The sequence below is a fragment of the Novosphingobium sp. TK71 genome (genome assembly GCF_055361505.1).
Map to the genome: position 1 here is coordinate 194,723 of NZ_CM143962.1, position 19,069 is coordinate 213,791.

Here is a 19,069-nt window from a genome sequence, read left to right on the forward strand (position 1 = left end):
TATCGCATAGGCCCGGGTTCCGGGCGACCTGCGTTCCCTATGTCAGATATTACCGCGTCTTAGCGAGAGCTTTGGTACCTTTCGTCCACTGGCGAGTGAAGCGCCGCGGCCCGAGAGGGACGGGTTCGTCATGAAATAACGGTGGAGATTGAACGGGTTGTCGCTCTCGCCCACCCGTTCCGAGGTGCCGTCCGGATGCAGGATCCAAGACTGTTCGGTATCGAGCAGATTGGCCAGCATGACCTGATCGAGCACCTGATCGTGCACCGTCTTGTTGGTGATTGGCACCATGACCTCGACGCGGCGGTCGAGATTGCGACTCATGGCGTCGGCCGAAGTGATGAAGACCCTGGCGCGGCGGTTGGGAAGTTCGGCGCCATTGGCGAAGGCCCAGATGCGGCAATGTTCGAGGAACCGGCCGATCACGGATTTCACCGTGATATTCTCGGAAAGGCCGGTGATGCCGGGGCGCAGGCAGCAGATGCCGCGCACCACGAGGTCGATCTCCACGCCGGCCTCGCTGGCGGCGTAGAGCCGGTCGATCAGGTCCGGGTCGGTAAGCGAGTTGAGCTTGGCCCAGATCGTGGCGGGCTTGCCGGCACGGGCATTCTCGATCTCGCCGTCGATGCATTCGTACAAGGTCGAGCGCAGGGAGATCGGCGAGATCGACAGGCACTCCGTCACCTTGGGCTCGACATAGCCGGTGATGAAGTTGAAGAGCTTGCCCACATCACGGCCGATCGCGGGATCGGCCGTGAAATAGGACAGGTCGGTATAGATGCGCGCGGTGATCGGGTGATAGTTGCCCGTGCCGAAGTGGCAGTAGGTGCGATAGCCATCGCCTTCGCGCCGCACGATCATCGAGACCTTGGCGTGCGTCTTCCAGTCCACGAATCCGTAGATCACCTGGACGCCCGCACGTTCGAGCTGGCTGGCCCAGAGCAGGTTCTGCTCCTCGTCGAAACGGGCCTTCAGCTCGACGACGGCCGTGACCGACTTGCCCTGTTCGGCCGCATAGATGAGCGCGGAAATGATCGCGGACTGCTTGCCCGCGCGGTAGAGCGTCTGCTTGATCGCCACGACGTCGGGGTCGCGGGCGGCCTGGCGCAGATAGTCGATCACCACCTCGAAGCTTTCGTAGGGGTGCTGGACGACGATGTCCTTCTCGCGGATGGCGGCGAAGATGTCGCCGTCATGCTCGAGGATGCGCTCGGGATAGCGGGGGGTATAGGGTTCGAACTTGAGCTCGGGGCGGTCCTCGTCGCAGATCACGGAAAGGCCGGAGAAGCCGATCAGCCCCTCGGTCTTCATGATGAGCGCCTTGTCGAGACCGAGCTGGTTGCGCAGCAGTTCCTCGGCCGAGGGATCGAAGGCGCCCTGCAATTGGAGCACGATCACAAGCCCGCGTCGGCGGCGCTGGATCGCGGTGCGATAATAGCGCACGAGATCCTCGGCATCTTCCTCGATCTCGATGTCGCTGTCGCGCAGGATGCGGAACACGCCGTGGCCGTTCACCCCGAAGCCGGGGAACAGCTGGTCGGCATTGCGGCAGATCAGGTCCTCGATCGAGATCCAGGCCGCTTCCTCGCCCGGAATCCGCACGAAGCGCGGCAGCGGCGCGGGGATCAGCACCATTTCCATGACCGGGGCATCGTCGGCAAGGCGGGTCAGCGCGAAGAGCACGCCGATGCCCTGGTTGGCCACGAAGGGGAAAGGGTGCGCCGGGTCGATCGCCTGCGGGGTGATGACCGGCATGACATGTTCGAGGAAATATTCGCGCTGCCATGCCTCGCGCTCGGCATCGAGACGCTCGTCACCGATGACGCGGATACCTTCCTCGGCAAGCTGGACCTTCAGGCCCGCCCAGGTTTCCTGTTGGATCTGTTCGAGCTGCAGCACTTTCTCGTGCGTTGCGGCGATGGCCTGCGACGGGGTGAGGCCGTCGATCGAGATCTCCTCGATCTGGCGGCGCACCTGGCCGGCGAGCCCGGCGACGCGCACCATCAGGAATTCATCGATGTTGCTGCCCGAGATGGACAGGAAGCGGAGTCGTTCGAGCAGCGGATAGTTCGGATTGGTCGCTTCGGCGAGAACGCGTTCGTTGAACGCGAGCCAGCTCTGCTCGCGATTGAAGAAGCGGGCGGGCAGGGTGGAAAGCTGCGCGATCTCGCAGGTTTCCTGTTCTTCGGGTGTTTCGCGAATTTCGAGCATATCCTTGGTTTTCACGTCTGCTCCGTCCTAGGCGATTGCCCTTGCATGCCACGATGACAGTTTGGCGGCAATCACGACGATCCTCGGGTAATATTGTCTTATACGCAATTTCATCGTCATGCGGGCGTCAATCGTTGGAACATCGTTGCAGTGCAGCATTGTTTCAAGCACAGTCGCTTTCGATGATAAAGGCGGCCCTCCACCATCTCACGCGCTACCGCTATTCGCGGCGAGTGCGCCTCGGTCCCCAGCTGATCCGGCTTCGCCCGGCACCGCACAGCCGCACGGCGGTGCCCAACTATTCGCTGAAGATCAGTCCGCCGGAACATTTCCTCAACTGGCAGCAGGACCCCCATGGCAACTGGCAGGCGCGGGTGGTGTTCCCCGATCCGGTCGATCATTTTTCGATCGAAGTGGATCTGCTGGCCGAACTGGCGGTCATCAATCCGTTCGATTTCTTCGTGGAGCCGGAGGCGGAGAATTATCCCTTCGTTTATCCCGAAACCCTGAAATCGGACCTCGCCGCCTATTTCGAGGTGGAGGAGCAGGGCGAGCTGTTCGAATCGCTGGTGGCGTCCCACGCCGGGTACTCGGGGCGCACGGTCGATTTCCTCGTCGATATCAATCACAGGCTGCAGCAGCGCATCGGCTATGTGATCCGCATGGAAACGGGGGTTATGACCCCTGAGGAAACGCTGGGCGCCGGTATCGGCTCGTGCCGGGATTCGGCCTGGCTCCTGGTGCAGTTGCTGCGCCGCCTCGGCTTTGCGGCGCGCTTCGTCTCGGGCTATTCGATCCAGCTCGTCGCCGACGTGATCCCGAAGGACGGCCCCAAGGGCGTGATGGAGGACGTGACCGACCTTCACGCCTGGGCCGAAGCCTATGTGCCCGGCGCGGGCTGGATCGCGCTTGACGCCACCTCCGGCATGTTCGCGGGAGAGGGGCATATTCCGCTTTGCGCGGCGCCGCACTACAGGTCCGCCACGCCGATCGAGGGCATGGCGGAGCCGGCCGAAGTCGAATTCCACTTCGAGATGGGCGTCAGCCGCATTGCCGAGGCGGTACGCATCACCAAGCCCTTCACCGAGGAGCGCTGGCAGGCCCTGCTCGACCTGGGCGACCGGGTGGATGCGGACCTTGACGCTGCCCGCGCCAATCTGACGATGGGCGGGGAGCCGACCTTCATCGCCGATACCGATTTCGAGGCGGGCGAATGGAACGGCGATGCCGTGGGCCCGACCAAGGCGGCCTATGCGGACAAGCTGATCCGCCTTCTGCGCGAGAAGTTCGCGCCGGGATCGCTGCTGCATTACGGGCAGGGCAAGTGGTATCCGGGCGAGAGCCTGCCGCGTTGGGGATTCTCGATCTACTGGCGCAAGGACGGCACGCCGATCTGGCGCGACCCTTCGCTGATCGCGGACGAGAAGCCACGCGCCCGGGATGCAGAGGCGGAACCCGTGCCGACCGTCGATGTCGCCGTGGCCGAGACGCTGCTGCGCGAGACGGCGCGGGGGCTGGGCGTGGAGCAGAGCTTCGTCCAGCCGGTCTACGAGGATACCGGGGAATGGGCGGAGAAGGAGGCGGAGCTTCCGTTCAACGTCACCCCGCTCGATCCCAAGGTCGATGACGAGGAACTGGCCCGTCGTTTCGTGCGGACCTACCGGCGCGGGCTCGACAAGGCGGTGGGCTATGTCCTGCCGGTGCAGCGCTGGAATGCGGCCGATCTTTCGGTGCCGCGCTGGAAGAGCGAACGCTGGCGGGTACGCAAGGAGGTGCTGACGGCCGTGCCGGGCGATTCGGCCCTGGGCTACCGGCTTCCGCTGGGATCGCTGCCCTATGTGCCGCCTTCCGACTATCCCTATATCCACCCCCGCGATACGGCCGAGCCGCGCTCGCCGCTTGCCGATTTCCGGGAGCAGGTGGTCGAGCGCGGCCATGACACGCGCGAAGCTGCCGCCGATCGCCATGGTCTGCGCGTGCAGCAGGTGGAGCAGGCCGAAGGAGGCCACGCCGCACAGGACGTGGTCGAGCAGCAGATCATCGAGGGTGCGGTGCGCACCGCGATCACCGTGGAGCCGCGCGGAGATTATCTGGCGGTGTTCATTCCGCCGACCGAGCGGCTGGAGGACTATCTCGAACTCGTGGCCGCAGTCGAGGTGGTGGCAGAGACCCACGGCATGCCGATCCGGATCGAAGGCTATCCGCCGCCGCCGGATCCGCGCCTGCAGGTCCTGAAGATCACCCCCGATCCCGGCGTGATCGAAGTGAACATCCACCCGTCGGCATCGTGGCGAGAGACGGTGGAAATCACCGAAACCCTTTACGACTGCGCGCGCGAAGTGGGGCTGACTGCCGACAAGTTCATGGTGGACGGTCGCTCGATCGGCACGGGCGGCGGCAATCACATCGTGCTGGGCGGGCCGAGCCTGCTCGAAAGCCCGTTCATTCGCCGGCCGGACCTGCTCAAGAGCTTCGTGACCTACTGGCAGCGCCACCCATCGCTCAGCTATCTGTTCTCGGGCCTGTTCATCGGCCCGACCAGCCAGGCGCCCCGTATCGACGAGGCGCGGCATGACGCGCTCTACGAACTCGAAATCGCGCTTGCGCAGGTGCAGGGCCCGGTTCCCGGAGCCGGGGAAGCCGACCTTCCGCCGCCCTGGGTGGTGGACCGCCTGTTCCGCAACCTGCTGGTCGATGTCACCGGCAATACGCACCGCACCGAAATCTGCATCGACAAGATGTTCAGCCCTGACGGGCCGACCGGGCGTCTCGGCCTTGTCGAGTTCCGCGGCTTCGAGATGCCGCCGGATGCGAAGATGAGCCTGGCGCAGCAGCTCCTGCTGCGTGCGCTTGCGGCATGGTTCTGGAAGGAACCGCAGGGCGGATCGCTGGTGCGCTGGGGTACGCAGCTCCACGACAGGTTCATGCTTGGCCACTTCGTCTGGGCCGATTTCCTCGACGTGCTTGGCGACCTTTCGCGGGCGGGATACCGGTTCGATCCGGCCTGGTTCGAGGCGCAGCGCATGTTCCGTTTCCCGGTCCACGGCGAAGTGGAAGGCGGGGGCGTGAGCCTTGAAATCAGCCATGCGCTCGAACCCTGGAACGTCCTTGGCGAAACCGGGGCGATCGGCGGCACGGTGCGCTATGTCGACAGTTCGACCGAACGGTTGCAGGTGCGGGCGACGGGGCTGGTGCCCGGCCGCCACGTCATTTCCTGCAACGGCCGGCGCGTGCCGCTGACCGTGACAGGGCCGGGCGAAGGGGTGGGCGGTGTGCGCTACAAGGCGTGGGCGCCGGCCGAGTGCCTGCACCCCATGCTGGCGTCCAATGCCCCGCTAACGTTCGACATCTTCGACTTGTGGAACAATCGGTCGCTGGGAGGCTGCGTCTATCACGTCGCGCATCCCGGAGGCCGCAATTACGACGATGTGCCGATCAACGGCTACGAGGCCGAAGCCCGGCGCAAGGCGCGGTTCCAGCCGCACGGACATTCTCCGGGGCCCCTGGCGGTGCCGCCGGAAGAAGCACCGGGCGAATTCCCGTATTCGCTGGACCTTCGCCGCCCGCCGCGCGTAGTCTGATGCCATGTCCTCAAGTCCGCCCTCCAGCCCGCCGGCCGGCTTGACCGAAATCGCGACGGGCTGGCTGGATGCCTATCCGGTGGCGGTGACCGGCGGCGACCTGTTCGGCGACGCGGCCGAGCCGGTCGCGGCACACTGGCGCGCGGTGGCTTCCGGCCTCTCGGCGCTGGCGGAGGGCGATCCCGCCGTCCTGCAGGACACCGTCACGCGCCATGCCGCCGATCTCGGCCTGACCTTCCGCGTCACTGGCGACGAGGAGGAGCGGGACTGGCCGCTCAACGCCATGCCGCTGGTGATCGGCGCGTCCGAATGGGCGGGGATCGAGCGCGGCCTCGTCCAGCGGGCGAACCTGCTCGAGCGTCTCGCCTCGGACATCTACGGACCCCAGCAGCTGGTGAAGGATGGCCACCTGCCGGCCGCCGTTATCGCGGGGAGCCCGTTCTTCGCGCGCAAGATGCTTGGCCGTGCCCCGCGCGACGGGCGCTATATCCAGGTCTATTCCGCCGATCTCGCGCGCGGCCCGCGCGGCCAGTGGCGGGTCCTGCAGGACCGCGTGCGCATGTCCAGCGGGATCGGCTACGCGCTGGAGAACCGTCTCGCCATGACCCGGACCGGCGGGCACCTTCTGGCCGAGAGCCACGTGCGCCGCATCGTCGAGTTCTTCGACCAGATGCGGGAGGGCATGGTCGCCGCCTGCGGCCGGGATTCGCCGCGCATCGCCCTGCTTACCGCCGGGCGGTTCAACCAGACATATGCCGAACAGGCCCATCTGGCGCGCTATCTCGGTTTTCCGCTGGTGGAAGGCCGGGACCTTTCGGTGATGGACGACCGGCTCTGGGTCGGCACCATCGCGGGGCCCAAGCGGGTCGATGCGATCTGGCGCTGGATCAATACCACCGCGCTCGATCCGCTTTCCTTCGATGCCAAGTCCGAACTCGGCGTGGCCAACCTGTTCGAGGCCTGGGCAGGGGGCGGTGTCGGCATGGTCAACTGGCCGGGAACCGAAGTGCTGGAAAGCCCCGCTTTCGCCGCATTCCTGCCGCGTCTCTGCCGGGTGCTGCTGGGCGAGGAACCCTTGCTGCCGAACGTGGCGACATGGTGGTGCGGACAGGCGACCGAGAGCGCGATCGTGGCGTCCCGGCTTGACCAGCTTGCGCTCGTTCCCGCCTTCGGCCAGCCGGTCGAAGGGCTGGCGCGGCGCGAACCCGTGGCCGGGGCCGAACTGGAAGGCGCCGAACGGGCCGCGCTGCTGGAGGCGCTTTCCCGGCGGCCCATGGACTATTGCGGGCAGGAGATCGTGCATCTCTCCACCACCCCGGCGATCATAAATGGCGAACTGGCACCGCGCCCCTTCACCGTCCGCGCTTTCGTGGCCCGCGACGCGAAAGGGGACTGGACGGTCATGCACGGCGGGTTCGCGCGCCTCTCCTCGGGCAAGGCGCTGCCGACATCGCTGATGGGCGAGGGTGATCTTTCGGCAGACGTCTGGGTGATCGAGGACCGGCCGCCGGATGCGGCCCAGGTTCCCCGTGTCATCGACGAACCGCCGATCTCGCGCGGGGGCGGCATCCTTGCCAGCCAGGCGGCGGACAACCTCTACTGGTTCGGCCGCTACAACGAACGGGCGCAGTACGTTACACGGGTGCTGCGCGCCCTGCTCGACGGTTCGGTGGAGGTCGAAGGGGGCGTGAGCGACCGGATCGGCGTGTCCAATGCGCTGGTCGAACTGCTGGTGGAGGGCGCCGTGATCCCGCGATCGGCGGCCACCCGGCCGGCCGCCGCGATCTGTGCAGCCGCTCTTGTCGAAGCGCAGCTTCCCGGCGGCGTGACGGCGCTGATGCGCCGCCGCCAAGCCGTGGGCCTGTCCCTGCGGGAGCGTTTCGCGCGTGATTTCTGGCGGCTCGTCAGTCGTCCGATGCCGCCTGTCGATATCCATCGTCCGGCCACGCTGCTCGCGGCGGTGCGCATGCTGACGGAGCATTACAGCGCGCTTTCGGGTCTCGTCTCTGAAAACATGGTGCGCTCCGCGGCCTGGCGGTTCCTGGAAATCGGCCAGCGCATCGAGCGGGCGCAGGGCATCTGCCGCATGGTGCGCCGACTTGGCGAGCTGGAAGAGGGCGGGGAGAAAGACGGCGCGCTCGGTGTCCTGCTGGACCTGTGCGACAGCCAGATCATCTACCGGACACGCTACCTGACCGGGCCGATGGCCGGGCCGGTGCGCGATCTCGTCCTGCTTGATCCCGACAATCCCCGTGCGCTGGTGTTCCAGATCGCCGGTATCGTCGAGCATCTGGCCGCCTTGCCGAGCGTCCGCGACGATAATCTGCCCGAACCGCCGATGCGCCTTGCCCGCGCGCTGCTGGGGCAGGTCCAGGCGGCGAATGCGCAGGATACCGGTTCGCAGTGGCTGGCCGGGATCGAGGGGCAGTTGCTCGGCCTCTCGGATGCGATCTCGTCGCGCTATTTCCTCCAGTTCGAGGCGGACGAGGCGGAGAAACGGACGGCCCTGCTGTGATGCGCTATTCGGTCAGCCACCTCACCACGCTGAAATATGCAGCGCCGGTGCAGCTTGCGCAGTTCAACATCCGCCTGCGCCCCGCCGCCTGGCCCGGGCAGGTGGTGAGCGACTACCGGCTCACCGTCGATCCGCAGCCGGCGCAAGTGGTGGACGGCGAAGGCGGCTACTACATCAACGAGGCGCGCTTCGCGTTGCGCAAGCCGATAGCCCAGCTTCGGATCGAGAGCCGCTTCATCGTCGAGCGCGAGCCGCTGCCGTTCTTCGTCACCGGATCGAGCGGGCCGGGGCTTGCCGACTTGCGGGAGCGGGCGATGAAGAAGCCCGATCTCTCGGCGCGCGGCCCCGCGTCCTACATCTTCGCCTCGCCGATTGCCGCGCCGGAGCGTGACATCGCGCTCTGGGCCAGCGGCTTTCTCAACGATGCGATGCCGGTCATGGAAGCCGGCAGGGCGCTGATGTCGGCGATCCATGGACAGTTCGCCTACGATTCCGGGGCGACCGCCGCCGATACGCCCCCCATCGAGGCTTTTCACGCCCGCCACGGCGTCTGCCAGGACTTCAGCCACATCATGATCATCGCCGCGCGCGCGCACGGGATTCCGGCGGCTTACGTCAGCGGCTACCTGCGCACCCTGCCGCCGCCGGGCCGGGACCGGCTGGTCGGGGCGGACGCCATGCATGCCTGGGTCAACTTGTGGTGCGGCGAGGAACTGGGCTGGGTCGGCTTCGATCCCACGAACGACATGCTGGCCGATGCCGACCATATCTTCATCGGCATGGGGCGCGATTACTCGGACGTGGCACCGCTGGACGGTACTTTCAGGGGATCGTCACAGCAGAATATGTTCTTCTCGGTGGACGTGGCACCGCTGAATTGAGAAGGGCGGGGGGATGGACAAGGCTGATCTGGCGGGGCTCTACTTCGGAGCCGTGAACTTCATTGCTTTCGTGGCTTTCGCATTCGACAAGGAGCGGGCGATCCGTGGCGGTCGCCGGGTGCCGGAATCCAAGCTGCTCACATATGCCGCGATCGGTGGCTCCCCCGGGGCCCTGATCGCGCGGCGGATGCTGCGGCACAAGACACGCAAGCAGCCATTCGTGAACCGCCTGCGCCTGATCGTGGGCGTGCAGGTAACGGCGCTGGTCGCCGGACTGCTTGCCGTGAACGGCCTGCTGCCGGGGCTCTGAGCGGTCAGGCGGTGTTCCGGGCCGTGGCCTTCCAGCGCGACAGGTCGAGCCCGCAGATCGCCTCCAGTGTCTCGATGTCGCGTGCGTAGTAATCGGTGAGCCGTTCGCGCAGGGCTGGGCTGAGCGGCGGATAGGTTATCTCGCGTGCCAGCAGGGAACGCACGTTCTCGAACACCTGCTTGCCGCGCAGTGGGCGCACGCTGTCCTTGAGCGGCGCCAGCGCCTTGCGGAGCGGCAGCGGCAGGATGGCGGCCTGGCTGTTGTTCTCGCGTTCCGCCGCGGCTTCCTTCCGGAACACGGGGGCAACGCCGATATGCGCCGAGACCGCCTCGACGATCCGCTGCGGGTGAACGGCCACGTCTTCGTAAAGGTAGATCAGGATCTGCTCGCGGGGGAACAGGTCGAACCAGCGGGACAAGTGGCGGGCGTAAAGGCCGTCTTCCAGAAACCGCGGATAAGGCGATTCGGCGCCCTGGAGGTAATCTTCGGGCGGGCCTTTCGCCTGTCCCCGGCGGAAGAACATCTTGTAGTCCGAATAGGCACGGGCCACCGGGTTGCGAAGCTGCAGCACCAGCCGCGCCTCGGGGAGCGTCTGGGCAATGCGGTGTGCGGCGAGCGGATGGGCGAGATAGTCCGCGGACTTCTCGCCGATCACTTCCGCGGTCTCGGGCCGGTCTCTGAAGAAACTGCGATACCATTGCTCGCCGTGATCGAATCCGGAACTGAAGTAATGGGGTTCCGGGTCGGGCATGAATATCTGCGGATTTTCCTGAAGGCGCGCCTGTATCCAGGTCGTGGCAGCCTTGACCGCGCCGATGACGATGAAATCGGGATGCCAGCTGGGAGCCTTCATTGCGCTTTCGTCTCCATCATCGTTTCGCGCAGCCCTTCGGCGATGCGCTCCATGTCTGCCGTGTTCAGCGTGTGATCGACGGGGAACATCAGCGTCCGTCTCCCCAGGCCGATCGCGTTGCCCAGCCCCCCGTCGCGGCGGATCGGGATGCCGGAAAGGGCGTGCTCGCGGCTCATGTCGGGGCACGATCCGCTTCCCGCCGGGATTCCCCGCGCCAGCAGCCCCGCCAGCACGAGACGGCGGCGTTCCTCCACGATATCGTCGGGGTCCGTCAGCTGGACATAGAACTTGTACCAGGCATGGCCGGCTTCGGATGGCACGGCAGGCAGGAGGATGCCGGGCACTTGCACCAGGAGATCGAGCAGGACCTGCGCATTGCGCCGCCGCGCTTCGAGCCAGCGCGGCAGCTTGGCGAGCTGGCAGCGGCCCAGCGCGGCCTGCATCTCCGTCATCCGGTAGTTCGAGCCCGGCGTGTCGTGAACGTAGCGGAAGGCGCCCGGCGTGCCGCCGCCGTCCACGGTCTTGAGGTAGTTCTTGCCATGGTCCTTGATGGCCCAGGCGCGCAGCCATGTCGGGTGATCGCGAAACAGCAGGAGGCCGCCTTCGCCGCCGGTGGACATGATCTTGTCCGTGCAGAACGAGAAGGACGCCGCCGCCCCGAAGGAGCCGACCGGACGCCCGCGCCAGGTTGCGCCGTGGGCCTGCGCGCAGTCCTCGATCAGGTGCAGGCCATGCGTGTCGCAAAGCTCCGCAAGCGCGTCCATGTCGCAGGGCCAGCCCGCAAGGTGGACGCAGATCATCGCTTTCGTGGCGGAATTCACCAGCCGCGCGGCCGAACGGGGATCGATGTTCTGGCTTACCGGATCGACATCGGCGAAGACGGGGATCGCGCCCACGGCCAGAACGCAGCTTGCCGTGGCGAAGAAACTGCGCGCGGGAACGATCACCTCGTCGCGCGGCCCGATCCCCAGCGCGCGCAGGGCCACTTCGAGAGTGAGCGTGCCGTTGGCGATGCACATGCCTTCCGGCATTCCGATGAAGCGGCTGAATTCCGCTGCGAACGCGCGATTTTCGGTGCCATGGACAAGGGCGTTGACCCTGCCGGACCGCAGCACTTGCGCCACGGCCTCGATCTCGTCGGGTTCGTGATGGGGCCAGCGGCTGTGCACCGGCCGTGGCCGGATAGCGGCCCCGGCGCTTCCGGCACGGCCGCCTGACGGTTCCTCGATCGGAGCCAATGCGGGCGTGGACGCAAGGTTCACCGGCTTCATCTCCTCAGGCCTTCAGCGGTTCGCCGGCGCCGCGCGGGGCGGACAGGCTTTCATTCTCGATCACCTCGAACCCCGCGCTTCCGCTCGGCACCTTGACCAGGGTATGCGTGATGCGGCGCGCCTCGGTATGGTCGCCCAGCTCCACCGCGCGGGCGAGGCGGTCGATGCTGCGGGAGATGAAGGGCAGGGGAATCGGCTTGGACTGCGCCTCGAAGATGCCCTTGATGCCGGAGGGAAGCTGTTCCTCGCAGATGTCGAACAGCTCCTCGTAGAGCTTTTCGCCGGGGCGCAGGCCCACGAATTCCACCGGCACGTCGATCTCCGGCTGAAGCCCGTAGAGCCGGATCATCCGGTAGGCGAGGTCCACGATCCGCACCGCCTTGCCCATGTCGAGCACGAAGATCGTGCCGCGCTGGGAGTTCTGGCTGAGCGCGGCGGAACTGCTCTGCAGGATAAGCTGGACCGCCTCGCGCACGGTCATGAAGAAGCGTTCGATATCGGGGTGCGTCACGGTGAGGGGCCGCCCCTCGCGCAGCTGGCGGTGGAACAGCGGCACGATCGAGCCGCTCGATCCCAGCACGTTGCCGAACCGCACGGTCATGAAGCGCGGCGCATCGGCATCGTCCACCCCGCACATGTCCAGCGCCTGGCTGTAAAGCTCGCCCACGCGCTTGGTCGCTCCCATCATGCCGACCGGGTTCACCGCCTTGTCCGTGGAAACCTGCACCATCGCCTTGGCCGAGAATTCGCAGACCGCATCGGCCACGATCCGGGTGCCCAGGATATTGGTGTGCACCCCGGCGCAGGGACTGGCCTCGACGATGGGCACATGCTTGAGCGCGGCGGCGTGATAGACGATCACCGGCCTGTGCTTCTCGAACACCCGGCGCACTTCGTCCCGCTCGCGGATGTTGCAGAGCTCCGGCTGGACATCGAGATCGGGGAACTGCTCGCGCAGCTTCATCTCGATGGCGTAGAGGTGGTATTCGCTATGCTCGACCAGCACGAGGCGCGAGGGGCGGAAGCTGGCGAGCTGCCAGCACAGTTCACCGCCGATCGTGCCGCCCGCGCCGGTGACGAGCACGCACTTGCCGGTGATCTGGCTGGTGATCTGCTCTCCCTCCAGCGTGAATTCGCTGCGGCCAAGCAGGTCCTTCACCGAAAGCTCGTCCGGCGATGTGCCGTGGTTCCGCTGGAGGATATGGCTCCAGCCATCGCGAATGCGCGAGAGTTCGAGGCCGAGATTGCGCGCGCGCGAGGTGAGGCGCGCCATTTCGCGGTTGGAAAGGTCGGTGCCGTCGTCGCAGGCGATCACCAGCGATGGGCGCCGTCCCTGAAGGTCCAGCGTCTCCACGGCATGGGCAAGATCGTCGTGGCTGCCGAGTACGGGAACGCTGGCGATCTGCAGCAGCGTGTCGTTCACCGAAGGCAGCAGGATGCCGCAGATCGACAGGCTGGGCGTCGATTCGCGCTTCAGCATCTCGATGATGGAGAGCACCCAGTCGGGAGAGCCGACCAGCAGCGCGCCGCGCAGGTTCTTGCCGTCGGAAAAGGCGGGCAGCGCCTTGGCGCCCTGCGTCAGCTTCTCGCGCAGGGCGCGCCGGGCGCCGCGCACGAAGAACAGCGCGGACATCGCGAACAGCCACTGTGCCAGCGCGATCTGCAGAAGCTGGCCATGCTCGGCGCGGACGCCGGGAACCAGCAGGATCGCCACCCAGGCCAGCGCGAAGGACGGTGCGGTCAGCATCGCCAGCTGGATGGCGTGGGCAAAGCTGAAATAGCGCCAGCTCCGCCGGTAGAGACCCGCCGTGTAGAACACCCCCACCACCACGAGCCCGAACGACAGGATTGCGCCGAGATGGCCGTCGGACTTGGGAAAGCCGGTCTTGCCGATGAGTTCGAACGCGAGGGCCAGGGTCAGGGCCACCACCACGAAATCGATCGTCATCAGCACCGTGTTGCGAAAGGCGCGCCGCAGGCTGAACTGGGTGATCGACGATCGCGACCGCGCTTCGGACGAGCCGAACTTGCGCACGCGGAGGAACTTGTTCGCGGAACCGGAGGACATCGACGAGGCGCTGGCCCCCGCGGCGGTTTGGTTCATTGTTTCGACCTTCGCGTTTGTTCGGCCGCGTTTGTTTTGGCCGTATTGGCGTGACGCGCGGTTTTTCCCGGCGAGAAAACGTACCACTGCCCAGTCGGGCCTCATGTCGTTCATGATCTATTGACCATTCTCGGGCCGCGCACTTGTGCATGAAGTCATCAGCCGTAATTGCCGGGGCTCTTGCGAATAGGGGGCGATTTCGACTGTCGGGCAGAACTATGCCTCCAATGGAGCGCCAGTCCCGGTTCCCGCCCCTCCCTTAATCGCCGCCAGTCATCTCTATGGGCTATCAGCCGATAGGTTGCTTGCGGTCAGCGGCCCGGGGGCCATCATTCGGTCGACAAGGACGGGTGGTCACGCGGGGAGGGGCTTGCGCAGACCCGCCGCAGCGGCACCGTCCGTCAGCCTGGGGCTCGATTACGCAATGAAGGTACTTGTCCTGTCCAGTCTCGCCTATTCGCTCACGAATTTCAGGGGAGCGCTGCTGCGCGAACTGAAAGCGAACGGGCATGACGTGATTGCGGTGGCGCCTGACCGGAACCCGGCGGTCGAGGCGGACCTTTCGGCCTGGGGGGTCGGCCTGCGAATCGTGCCGATGGCCCGGACGGGGACCAATCCGGTGAAGGATGCGAGCCTCCTTTCGGCTTACCTGCGGCTGATGACCGCGGAGAAGCCCGATCTCGTTCTGGCCTATACGCAGAAGCCGATCATCTACGGCGGCATCGCCGCGCGGATGCTCTGCGTCCCGCGCTTCTTCGCGCTGATGTCGGGACTCGGCTATGTGTTCAGCGAGGGGAGCGGCGCCGGCAAGGCGCTGCGCTGGGCGGTGGCGCGGCTCTACCGCGAGGCCGTGCGCCGGTCGCGCGGCGTCTTCGTGTTCAACGCCGACGACCGCAAGGACATGATCGACCTGGGTATCGTCACGCCGCGCCAGAACGTGGTCCAGGTTCCCGGCTCCGGTATCGACCTCGAAAGGTTCCACCTCGAACCGCTGCCGCGCAACCGGCTTCGCTTCCTGCTGGTGGGGCGGCTCATGCGCGACAAGGGCATCTACGAGTTCGCTGAGGCGGCAAGGCAGATCAAGCTGGACCATCCGGACGTCGAATTCTGCGTGCTCGGCCATTACGAGCGGGACAATCCGACCGGGATCGACGAAGTGGAATGCGCCCGCCTCGCGCGGCAGTTCCCGGTGCAGTTCATTCCCGGAACCAGCGACGTGCGGCCCTATCTCGCCGGGTGCTCCGTCTTCGTGCTGCCGTCCTACTATCGCGAGGGGCTGCCGCGCACGATCCTCGAAGCGATGGCCACCGGGCGCCCCATCATCACCACCGACATGCCCGGTTGCCGGGAGCCGGTGATCGAGGGCGAGAACGGCTTCCTGGTGAAGCCGCGCGACGCCGGCGCTCTGCGGGCGGCGATGCAGCGCTTCGTCGATGCTCCGCAACTGGTGGCGGGAATGGCGGCGCGTTCGCGCGATCTCGTCGAGAAAATCTACGATGTGCGCAAGGTCAATCATCAGTTGCTCGACGAGATGGACCTCCTGCGCGAACCCTGGAACGAACCCGCGACGCTGCACGAGGCGCCCGACCCGCTGGACGATCTGCCGCGCAGCCCGGCCGGAATGCACGATGCGGCGACTTCACGGGCGATCGCCAGCTAATTTTCGACCGGGATCGAGCGGGGGCGCAAGGTCATGACGATGAAGGCAGTCGTAATCGGCGCAGTAGGCAGCACCGAAGTGCTGGTGGAGGAACTGGTCGCTGTACCGGGATGGGAGCTGACGATGATCGGCACGCTGCCGCCCGAGCTTCACGGGCGGCATTCCGACATCGTCGATCTTTCGGTGCTGGCCGGGCGGCACGGGGTGCGGCTGGCTCCCATCGCGCGAACCAACGATCCGCAAGTGCTGGACATGGTGCGCGCGGAGGCGCCGGACTATGTCTTCGTGGTCGGCTGGTCGCAGATATGCGGGCCGGAATTCCTCTCGATCGCGGCGAAGGGGGCCATCGGCTATCATCCCGCACCGCTTCCCCGTCTGCGCGGTCGGGCGGCGATCCCCTGGACGATCCTGCTCGACGAGCCGATTTCCGCCTCCAGCCTGTTCTGGATCGCCGAAGGCACGGACGACGGCGACATCCTTGCCCAGCAATACTTCCATCTCGCGCGGGACGAGACCGCGCAGGGGCTTTACGACAAGCACATGGCGGCGCTGCGTTCGATGCTGCGCGCGGTGCTGCCGGTGCTGGCGGCGGGAGATCAGCCGAGGCAGGTTCAGGACGAGCGCTATGCGACATGGGCGACGAAGCGCACCCAGGCGGACGGGCTGATCGACTGGCGCCAGCCGGCCTCGGCGATAGACCGCCTGATCCGCGCGGTGGGGCGGCCCTATCCGGGGGCCTTCACCCATGTCGCCGGGCGCAGGATCACCGTCTGGTCATCGCGCCCGGTTTCGGGCGGGGAGCGGCATCATGCCCTTCCCGGGCAGGTCATGGCGAACGGCGGCGGGGTACTGACCGTGCAGACCGGCGAGGGCCTGATCGAACTGGTCGACTGGGAAGTGGCGGAGGGCAGGCCGCCTGCGCTTCACGCCGTGTTGAAAGGATAGCGCTTGGCTTTGCAGCACTATGGAAAAGTCCTTGTCATCGCGCCGCATCCCGATGACGAAATCCTCGGCTGCGGCGGCACCATGGCGCGGATGGTCGAGGAAGGACTGGACGTGCAGGTGGCGGTCATCACCAGCGGCCGCCCGCCCGCCTTCGCTGCCGACGGCGTGGCGAGAGTGCAGGCGGAAATGCGCAGCGCCCATGCTCATATCGGCGTGAGCCGCACGCATATGCTGGATTTCCCGGCCGCCTCGCTCGACATCGTTCCGGCCGCGGAACTGAACGCCGCATTCTGCCGGATCGTGCGGGACGTGCAGCCCGACACGCTCTTCGTGCCGTTTCTGGGAGACATCCACCAGGATCACCAGCTCGCCTTCCTCGCCTCGATGGTGGCGGCGCGGCCGCGGGATCGGCAAGTGCCGACACGGGTGCTCTGCTACGAGACGCTGTCCGAAACCAACTGGTACGCGGCGCCGATGACGCCGCCTTTCGTGCCCAACGTGCACATCGACATATCCGGCACGCTGCAACGCAAGCTCGATGCCTTTGCGATGTTCGAAAGCCAGGTCCGCCCCTTTCCCGACGAGCGTTCGCTCATCACGATCGAGGCGCTGGCCCGTCTGCGCGGTTCGACCGTCTACTGCGAAGCGGCGGAAGGCTTCATCCTCGTGCGCGCGATCGAGCGCTAGGGGCAGGACCTGTTGATCACGCCTGCGAGTGTCCCGGATGGATTTGATCAAAATGGCCCAGTGCAGCGTCGGGAAGGCTTGAAATATCGACATATTCCAGCGCCTTCCCTTCTTGCGCTGAGCCATTTTGCCTCAAGCCTCGATGGTGCCATTTATGAGTTTACGACCTAGGCCGAATTCGTCCACGCCGCCTGGGTCATAACGGCCCGGTCACGGCTGCGTTTTCTTGTCACACGCCGCCTGGCCTTCCGGGGGCGGATGCAGACGGCGATCCTGGTTTTCGCAAGAACCGGACTTTTCAGGCAGCGCTTCAGGTATCCCGGTGTATTCGGAAGTACCCGTTTTGGACAGTCGTCATGTAATGAGTATCTATTACGGTCATTACTTGGAAAAATCAGCGTAGCCGGGGCGGCTGCTTTGTCGTCCGCTTGCGCGATGGGGGCCTTCAGAAGCCTTCGGGACGGAGATTTACCGTGGCTCGCCAACGATTTTCGCTACCTCCGACGCGCTTCGTTAGCTGACGATCGGTCAGCCCGTAAGGTGACGGCCTGTTCGATCCGCAGGGCATTGACGGGATTCGGGCGATGGGCGGTGCCGCGGGCAGGTTCATGGCCCTGGCGGGCCTTGCGTGCGTTCAAACGCATCGATCGGTGGCTTTGCAGCGGATGGCCCGAATGCGCGCAAGCACCGAAATTCGTGAGGGAAGAAGGCCGGACATTCCCGAGTCGCCGTGCTGAAACTGCCGATTTTCGGCTGCCATCCCGGATGATGGCGCCCATCGAACTTGAAGGTGATTCACCTTTGTGGCGATTGACGGTTGCGCAATTTACAGCGCGCAAAGTTAACATATTGAAATGGGTGAGTTTATATCTTTTATACCTCTTTCGGGGTAGGCTGTACCAGAATTATACGGTTCGCGTGTTACCCAGCCAAATGAACTTTCCGAAAGGGGCGTTATCATACTGAACATACGCCTCTTTTAAGAATATACGATTTATCCTTACGGAGCGGTAAGGTCGCCTGTCGGCCTCTCGACTTAAAGACGAGGATATGTTCTAAGGTGGTGTACCTAATGGTGTGGGGCTAAAAGGGGGACACGCAAGGGGGCTGGCCACTCGGTCTGTTCATCCGGTGATTGTCACGTAAAGGTTCATTTCAGGATTTCGAGGTATCGAGATCTTGATGTTCCCTCCTGCATCCGGGTTACGTCAGGGTAATTCAAAAAAATCAATAAGACGTTTTGGGTCGTCCGTATTTCCGCATTCAAGGAGAGAAAGACGATGGCGAATTTCGAAGAAGTCTGCGTGACGATTGTCGGCTTCAATTCCCTTGTCAGAGAGGGAATCTGCAAGATCCTGAATACCTGCGAGTTCAGGTGTTCACGGTTCTTCAAGGACTGCGATGACGTTCTCGCCGGAGAGATCGGCCTTCCGATAGGCCTTACCATTTTCGACATGGGGACCTGTGGGGACCTGCTGGCAAGCCTGCCGGCGCTGAAGGATCGGCATCCCTACATGCGCGCCGTGCTGCTGGCCGACGAATTCGAATTCGGCCAGATGGTGGAAGCATTCCAGCTTGGCGCTCATGCCTATCTGCTCAAGGAGATCGGTTCCGAGCCGCTCATCGAATCCCTTCGCTTGGTTAACCAGGGTGAAAAGGTACTGCCCAGCGCCCTGCTTCAGCACCTGCCGCAAAAGCAGGTCATGTCGGAAGGCCAGGCCGAAGTGCAGGTTCAGCTCAGCGAACTGCTTTCCGAACGGGAAATCGATACGCTGCGCTGCCTTGTGATGGGCTATCCCAACAAGGTGATCGCCTATCGGCTGGACATCAGCGAAGCCACCGTGAAGGTCCACGTGAAGGCGATCCTGCGCAAGCTCATGGTCCAGAACCGGACCCAGGCGGCAATCTGGGCGGTGAACCAGGGTGTCATCACGCAAGTCGGCGAATTCCGCGAAACGGCGGATTACGTGCCTGTCGAAGAAGTCAGCCGCGCTCCGGTGTCACTGGCGCTGGCACGCTGACATCGAGCATGGCCGGGGGTAACGCCCCGG

At 65.1% G+C, this 19,069-nt stretch carries 12 protein-coding genes; 8 read left to right on the plus strand and 4 right to left on the minus strand.

Annotation, left to right across the window (positions count from 1 at the left end; genetic code table 11):
* Positions 1 to 42: 42 nt before the first annotated feature.
* Entirely contained in the window at positions 43 to 2,211 is a 2,169-nt protein-coding gene (locus ACXJ16_RS00865; RefSeq protein ID WP_185998705.1) for an RNA degradosome polyphosphate kinase, read from the minus strand.
* 182 nt (positions 2,212 to 2,393) lie between these two features.
* Between ACXJ16_RS00865 and ACXJ16_RS00870 the strand changes: the two genes are divergently transcribed.
* The 4 genes from ACXJ16_RS00870 to ACXJ16_RS00885 are packed head-to-tail and all read left to right on the plus strand — an operon-like array spanning position 2,394 to position 9,498.
* Positions 2,394 to 5,792, plus strand: coding sequence for a transglutaminase family protein (locus tag ACXJ16_RS00870; RefSeq protein WP_463921009.1), 3,399 nt, complete (start codon positions 2,394 to 2,396; stop codon positions 5,790 to 5,792).
* 4 nt (positions 5,793 to 5,796) lie between these two features.
* Positions 5,797 to 8,307, plus strand: a complete 2,511-nt coding sequence (locus tag ACXJ16_RS00875; protein WP_420719846.1) for a circularly permuted type 2 ATP-grasp protein — start codon at positions 5,797 to 5,799, stop codon at positions 8,305 to 8,307.
* A complete protein-coding gene (locus ACXJ16_RS00880; RefSeq protein ID WP_185998706.1) occupies positions 8,307 to 9,188 on the plus strand; it encodes a transglutaminase family protein in 882 nt (293 codons plus the stop codon). The genes ACXJ16_RS00875 and ACXJ16_RS00880 overlap by 1 nt, the downstream gene beginning before the upstream one ends.
* Positions 9,189 to 9,201: 13 nt before the next feature.
* The gene (locus ACXJ16_RS00885; protein ID WP_185996867.1) at positions 9,202 to 9,498 is read left to right on the plus strand and encodes a DUF1294 domain-containing protein; all 297 of its coding nucleotides are present in this window, start codon (positions 9,202 to 9,204) and stop codon (positions 9,496 to 9,498) included.
* 4 nt (positions 9,499 to 9,502) lie between these two features.
* Here ACXJ16_RS00885 and ACXJ16_RS00890 read toward each other — a convergent pair whose 3' ends face one another.
* The 3 genes from ACXJ16_RS00890 to ACXJ16_RS00900 are packed head-to-tail and all read right to left on the minus strand — an operon-like array spanning position 9,503 to position 13,726.
* The gene (locus ACXJ16_RS00890) at positions 9,503 to 10,351 is read right to left on the minus strand and encodes a sulfotransferase family protein (RefSeq protein ID WP_054436311.1); all 849 of its coding nucleotides are present in this window, start codon (positions 10,349 to 10,351) and stop codon (positions 9,503 to 9,505) included.
* Positions 10,348 to 11,613, minus strand: a complete 1,266-nt coding sequence (locus ACXJ16_RS00895; RefSeq protein ID WP_324696424.1) for a DegT/DnrJ/EryC1/StrS family aminotransferase — start codon at positions 11,611 to 11,613, stop codon at positions 10,348 to 10,350. The genes ACXJ16_RS00890 and ACXJ16_RS00895 overlap by 4 nt, the downstream gene beginning before the upstream one ends.
* 13 nt (positions 11,614 to 11,626) lie before the next feature.
* Complete coding sequence (locus ACXJ16_RS00900; RefSeq protein ID WP_324696422.1) at positions 11,627 to 13,726, minus strand: nucleoside-diphosphate sugar epimerase/dehydratase; 2,100 nt, start codon at positions 13,724 to 13,726, stop codon at positions 11,627 to 11,629.
* A gap of 370 nt (positions 13,727 to 14,096) precedes the next feature.
* Here ACXJ16_RS00900 and ACXJ16_RS00905 point away from each other — a divergent pair, with 370 nt between their 5' ends.
* From ACXJ16_RS00905 to ACXJ16_RS00920, 4 genes are all read left to right on the plus strand, one after another.
* Positions 14,097 to 15,386, plus strand: coding sequence for a glycosyltransferase family 4 protein (locus tag ACXJ16_RS00905; protein ID WP_185996871.1), 1,290 nt, complete (start codon positions 14,097 to 14,099; stop codon positions 15,384 to 15,386).
* 39 nt (positions 15,387 to 15,425) lie between these two features.
* Complete coding sequence (locus tag ACXJ16_RS00910) at positions 15,426 to 16,331, plus strand: methionyl-tRNA formyltransferase (RefSeq protein WP_324696419.1); 906 nt, start codon at positions 15,426 to 15,428, stop codon at positions 16,329 to 16,331.
* 3 nt (positions 16,332 to 16,334) lie between these two features.
* The gene (locus ACXJ16_RS00915; RefSeq protein ID WP_054436306.1) at positions 16,335 to 17,018 is read left to right on the plus strand and encodes a PIG-L deacetylase family protein; all 684 of its coding nucleotides are present in this window, start codon (positions 16,335 to 16,337) and stop codon (positions 17,016 to 17,018) included.
* Between the two features lie 1,280 nt (positions 17,019 to 18,298).
* The gene (locus tag ACXJ16_RS00920; protein WP_054435814.1) at positions 18,299 to 19,039 is read left to right on the plus strand and encodes a LuxR C-terminal-related transcriptional regulator; all 741 of its coding nucleotides are present in this window, start codon (positions 18,299 to 18,301) and stop codon (positions 19,037 to 19,039) included.
* Positions 19,040 to 19,069: the final 30 nt, after the last annotated feature.

What these genes read in the sequence shown, in the direction of transcription:
- ACXJ16_RS00865 (WP_185998705.1), bottom strand. Translation starts at nt 2,211, where the DNA reads ATGCTCGAAATTCGCGAAACACCCGAAGAACAGGAAACCTGCGAGATC.
- ACXJ16_RS00870 (WP_463921009.1), top strand. Translation starts at nt 2,394, where the DNA reads ATGATAAAGGCGGCCCTCCACCATCTCACGCGCTACCGCTATTCGCGG.
- ACXJ16_RS00875 (WP_420719846.1), top strand. Translation starts at nt 5,797, where the DNA reads ATGTCCTCAAGTCCGCCCTCCAGCCCGCCGGCCGGCTTGACCGAAATC.
- ACXJ16_RS00880 (WP_185998706.1), top strand. Translation starts at nt 8,307, where the DNA reads ATGCGCTATTCGGTCAGCCACCTCACCACGCTGAAATATGCAGCGCCG.
- ACXJ16_RS00885 (WP_185996867.1), top strand. Translation starts at nt 9,202, where the DNA reads ATGGACAAGGCTGATCTGGCGGGGCTCTACTTCGGAGCCGTGAACTTC.
- ACXJ16_RS00890 (WP_054436311.1), bottom strand. Translation starts at nt 10,351, where the DNA reads ATGAAGGCTCCCAGCTGGCATCCCGATTTCATCGTCATCGGCGCGGTC.
- ACXJ16_RS00900 (WP_324696422.1), bottom strand. Translation starts at nt 13,726, where the DNA reads ATGAACCAAACCGCCGCGGGGGCCAGCGCCTCGTCGATGTCCTCCGGT.
- ACXJ16_RS00910 (WP_324696419.1), top strand. Translation starts at nt 15,426, where the DNA reads ATGAAGGCAGTCGTAATCGGCGCAGTAGGCAGCACCGAAGTGCTGGTG.
- ACXJ16_RS00920 (WP_054435814.1), top strand. Translation starts at nt 18,299, where the DNA reads ATGGCGAATTTCGAAGAAGTCTGCGTGACGATTGTCGGCTTCAATTCC.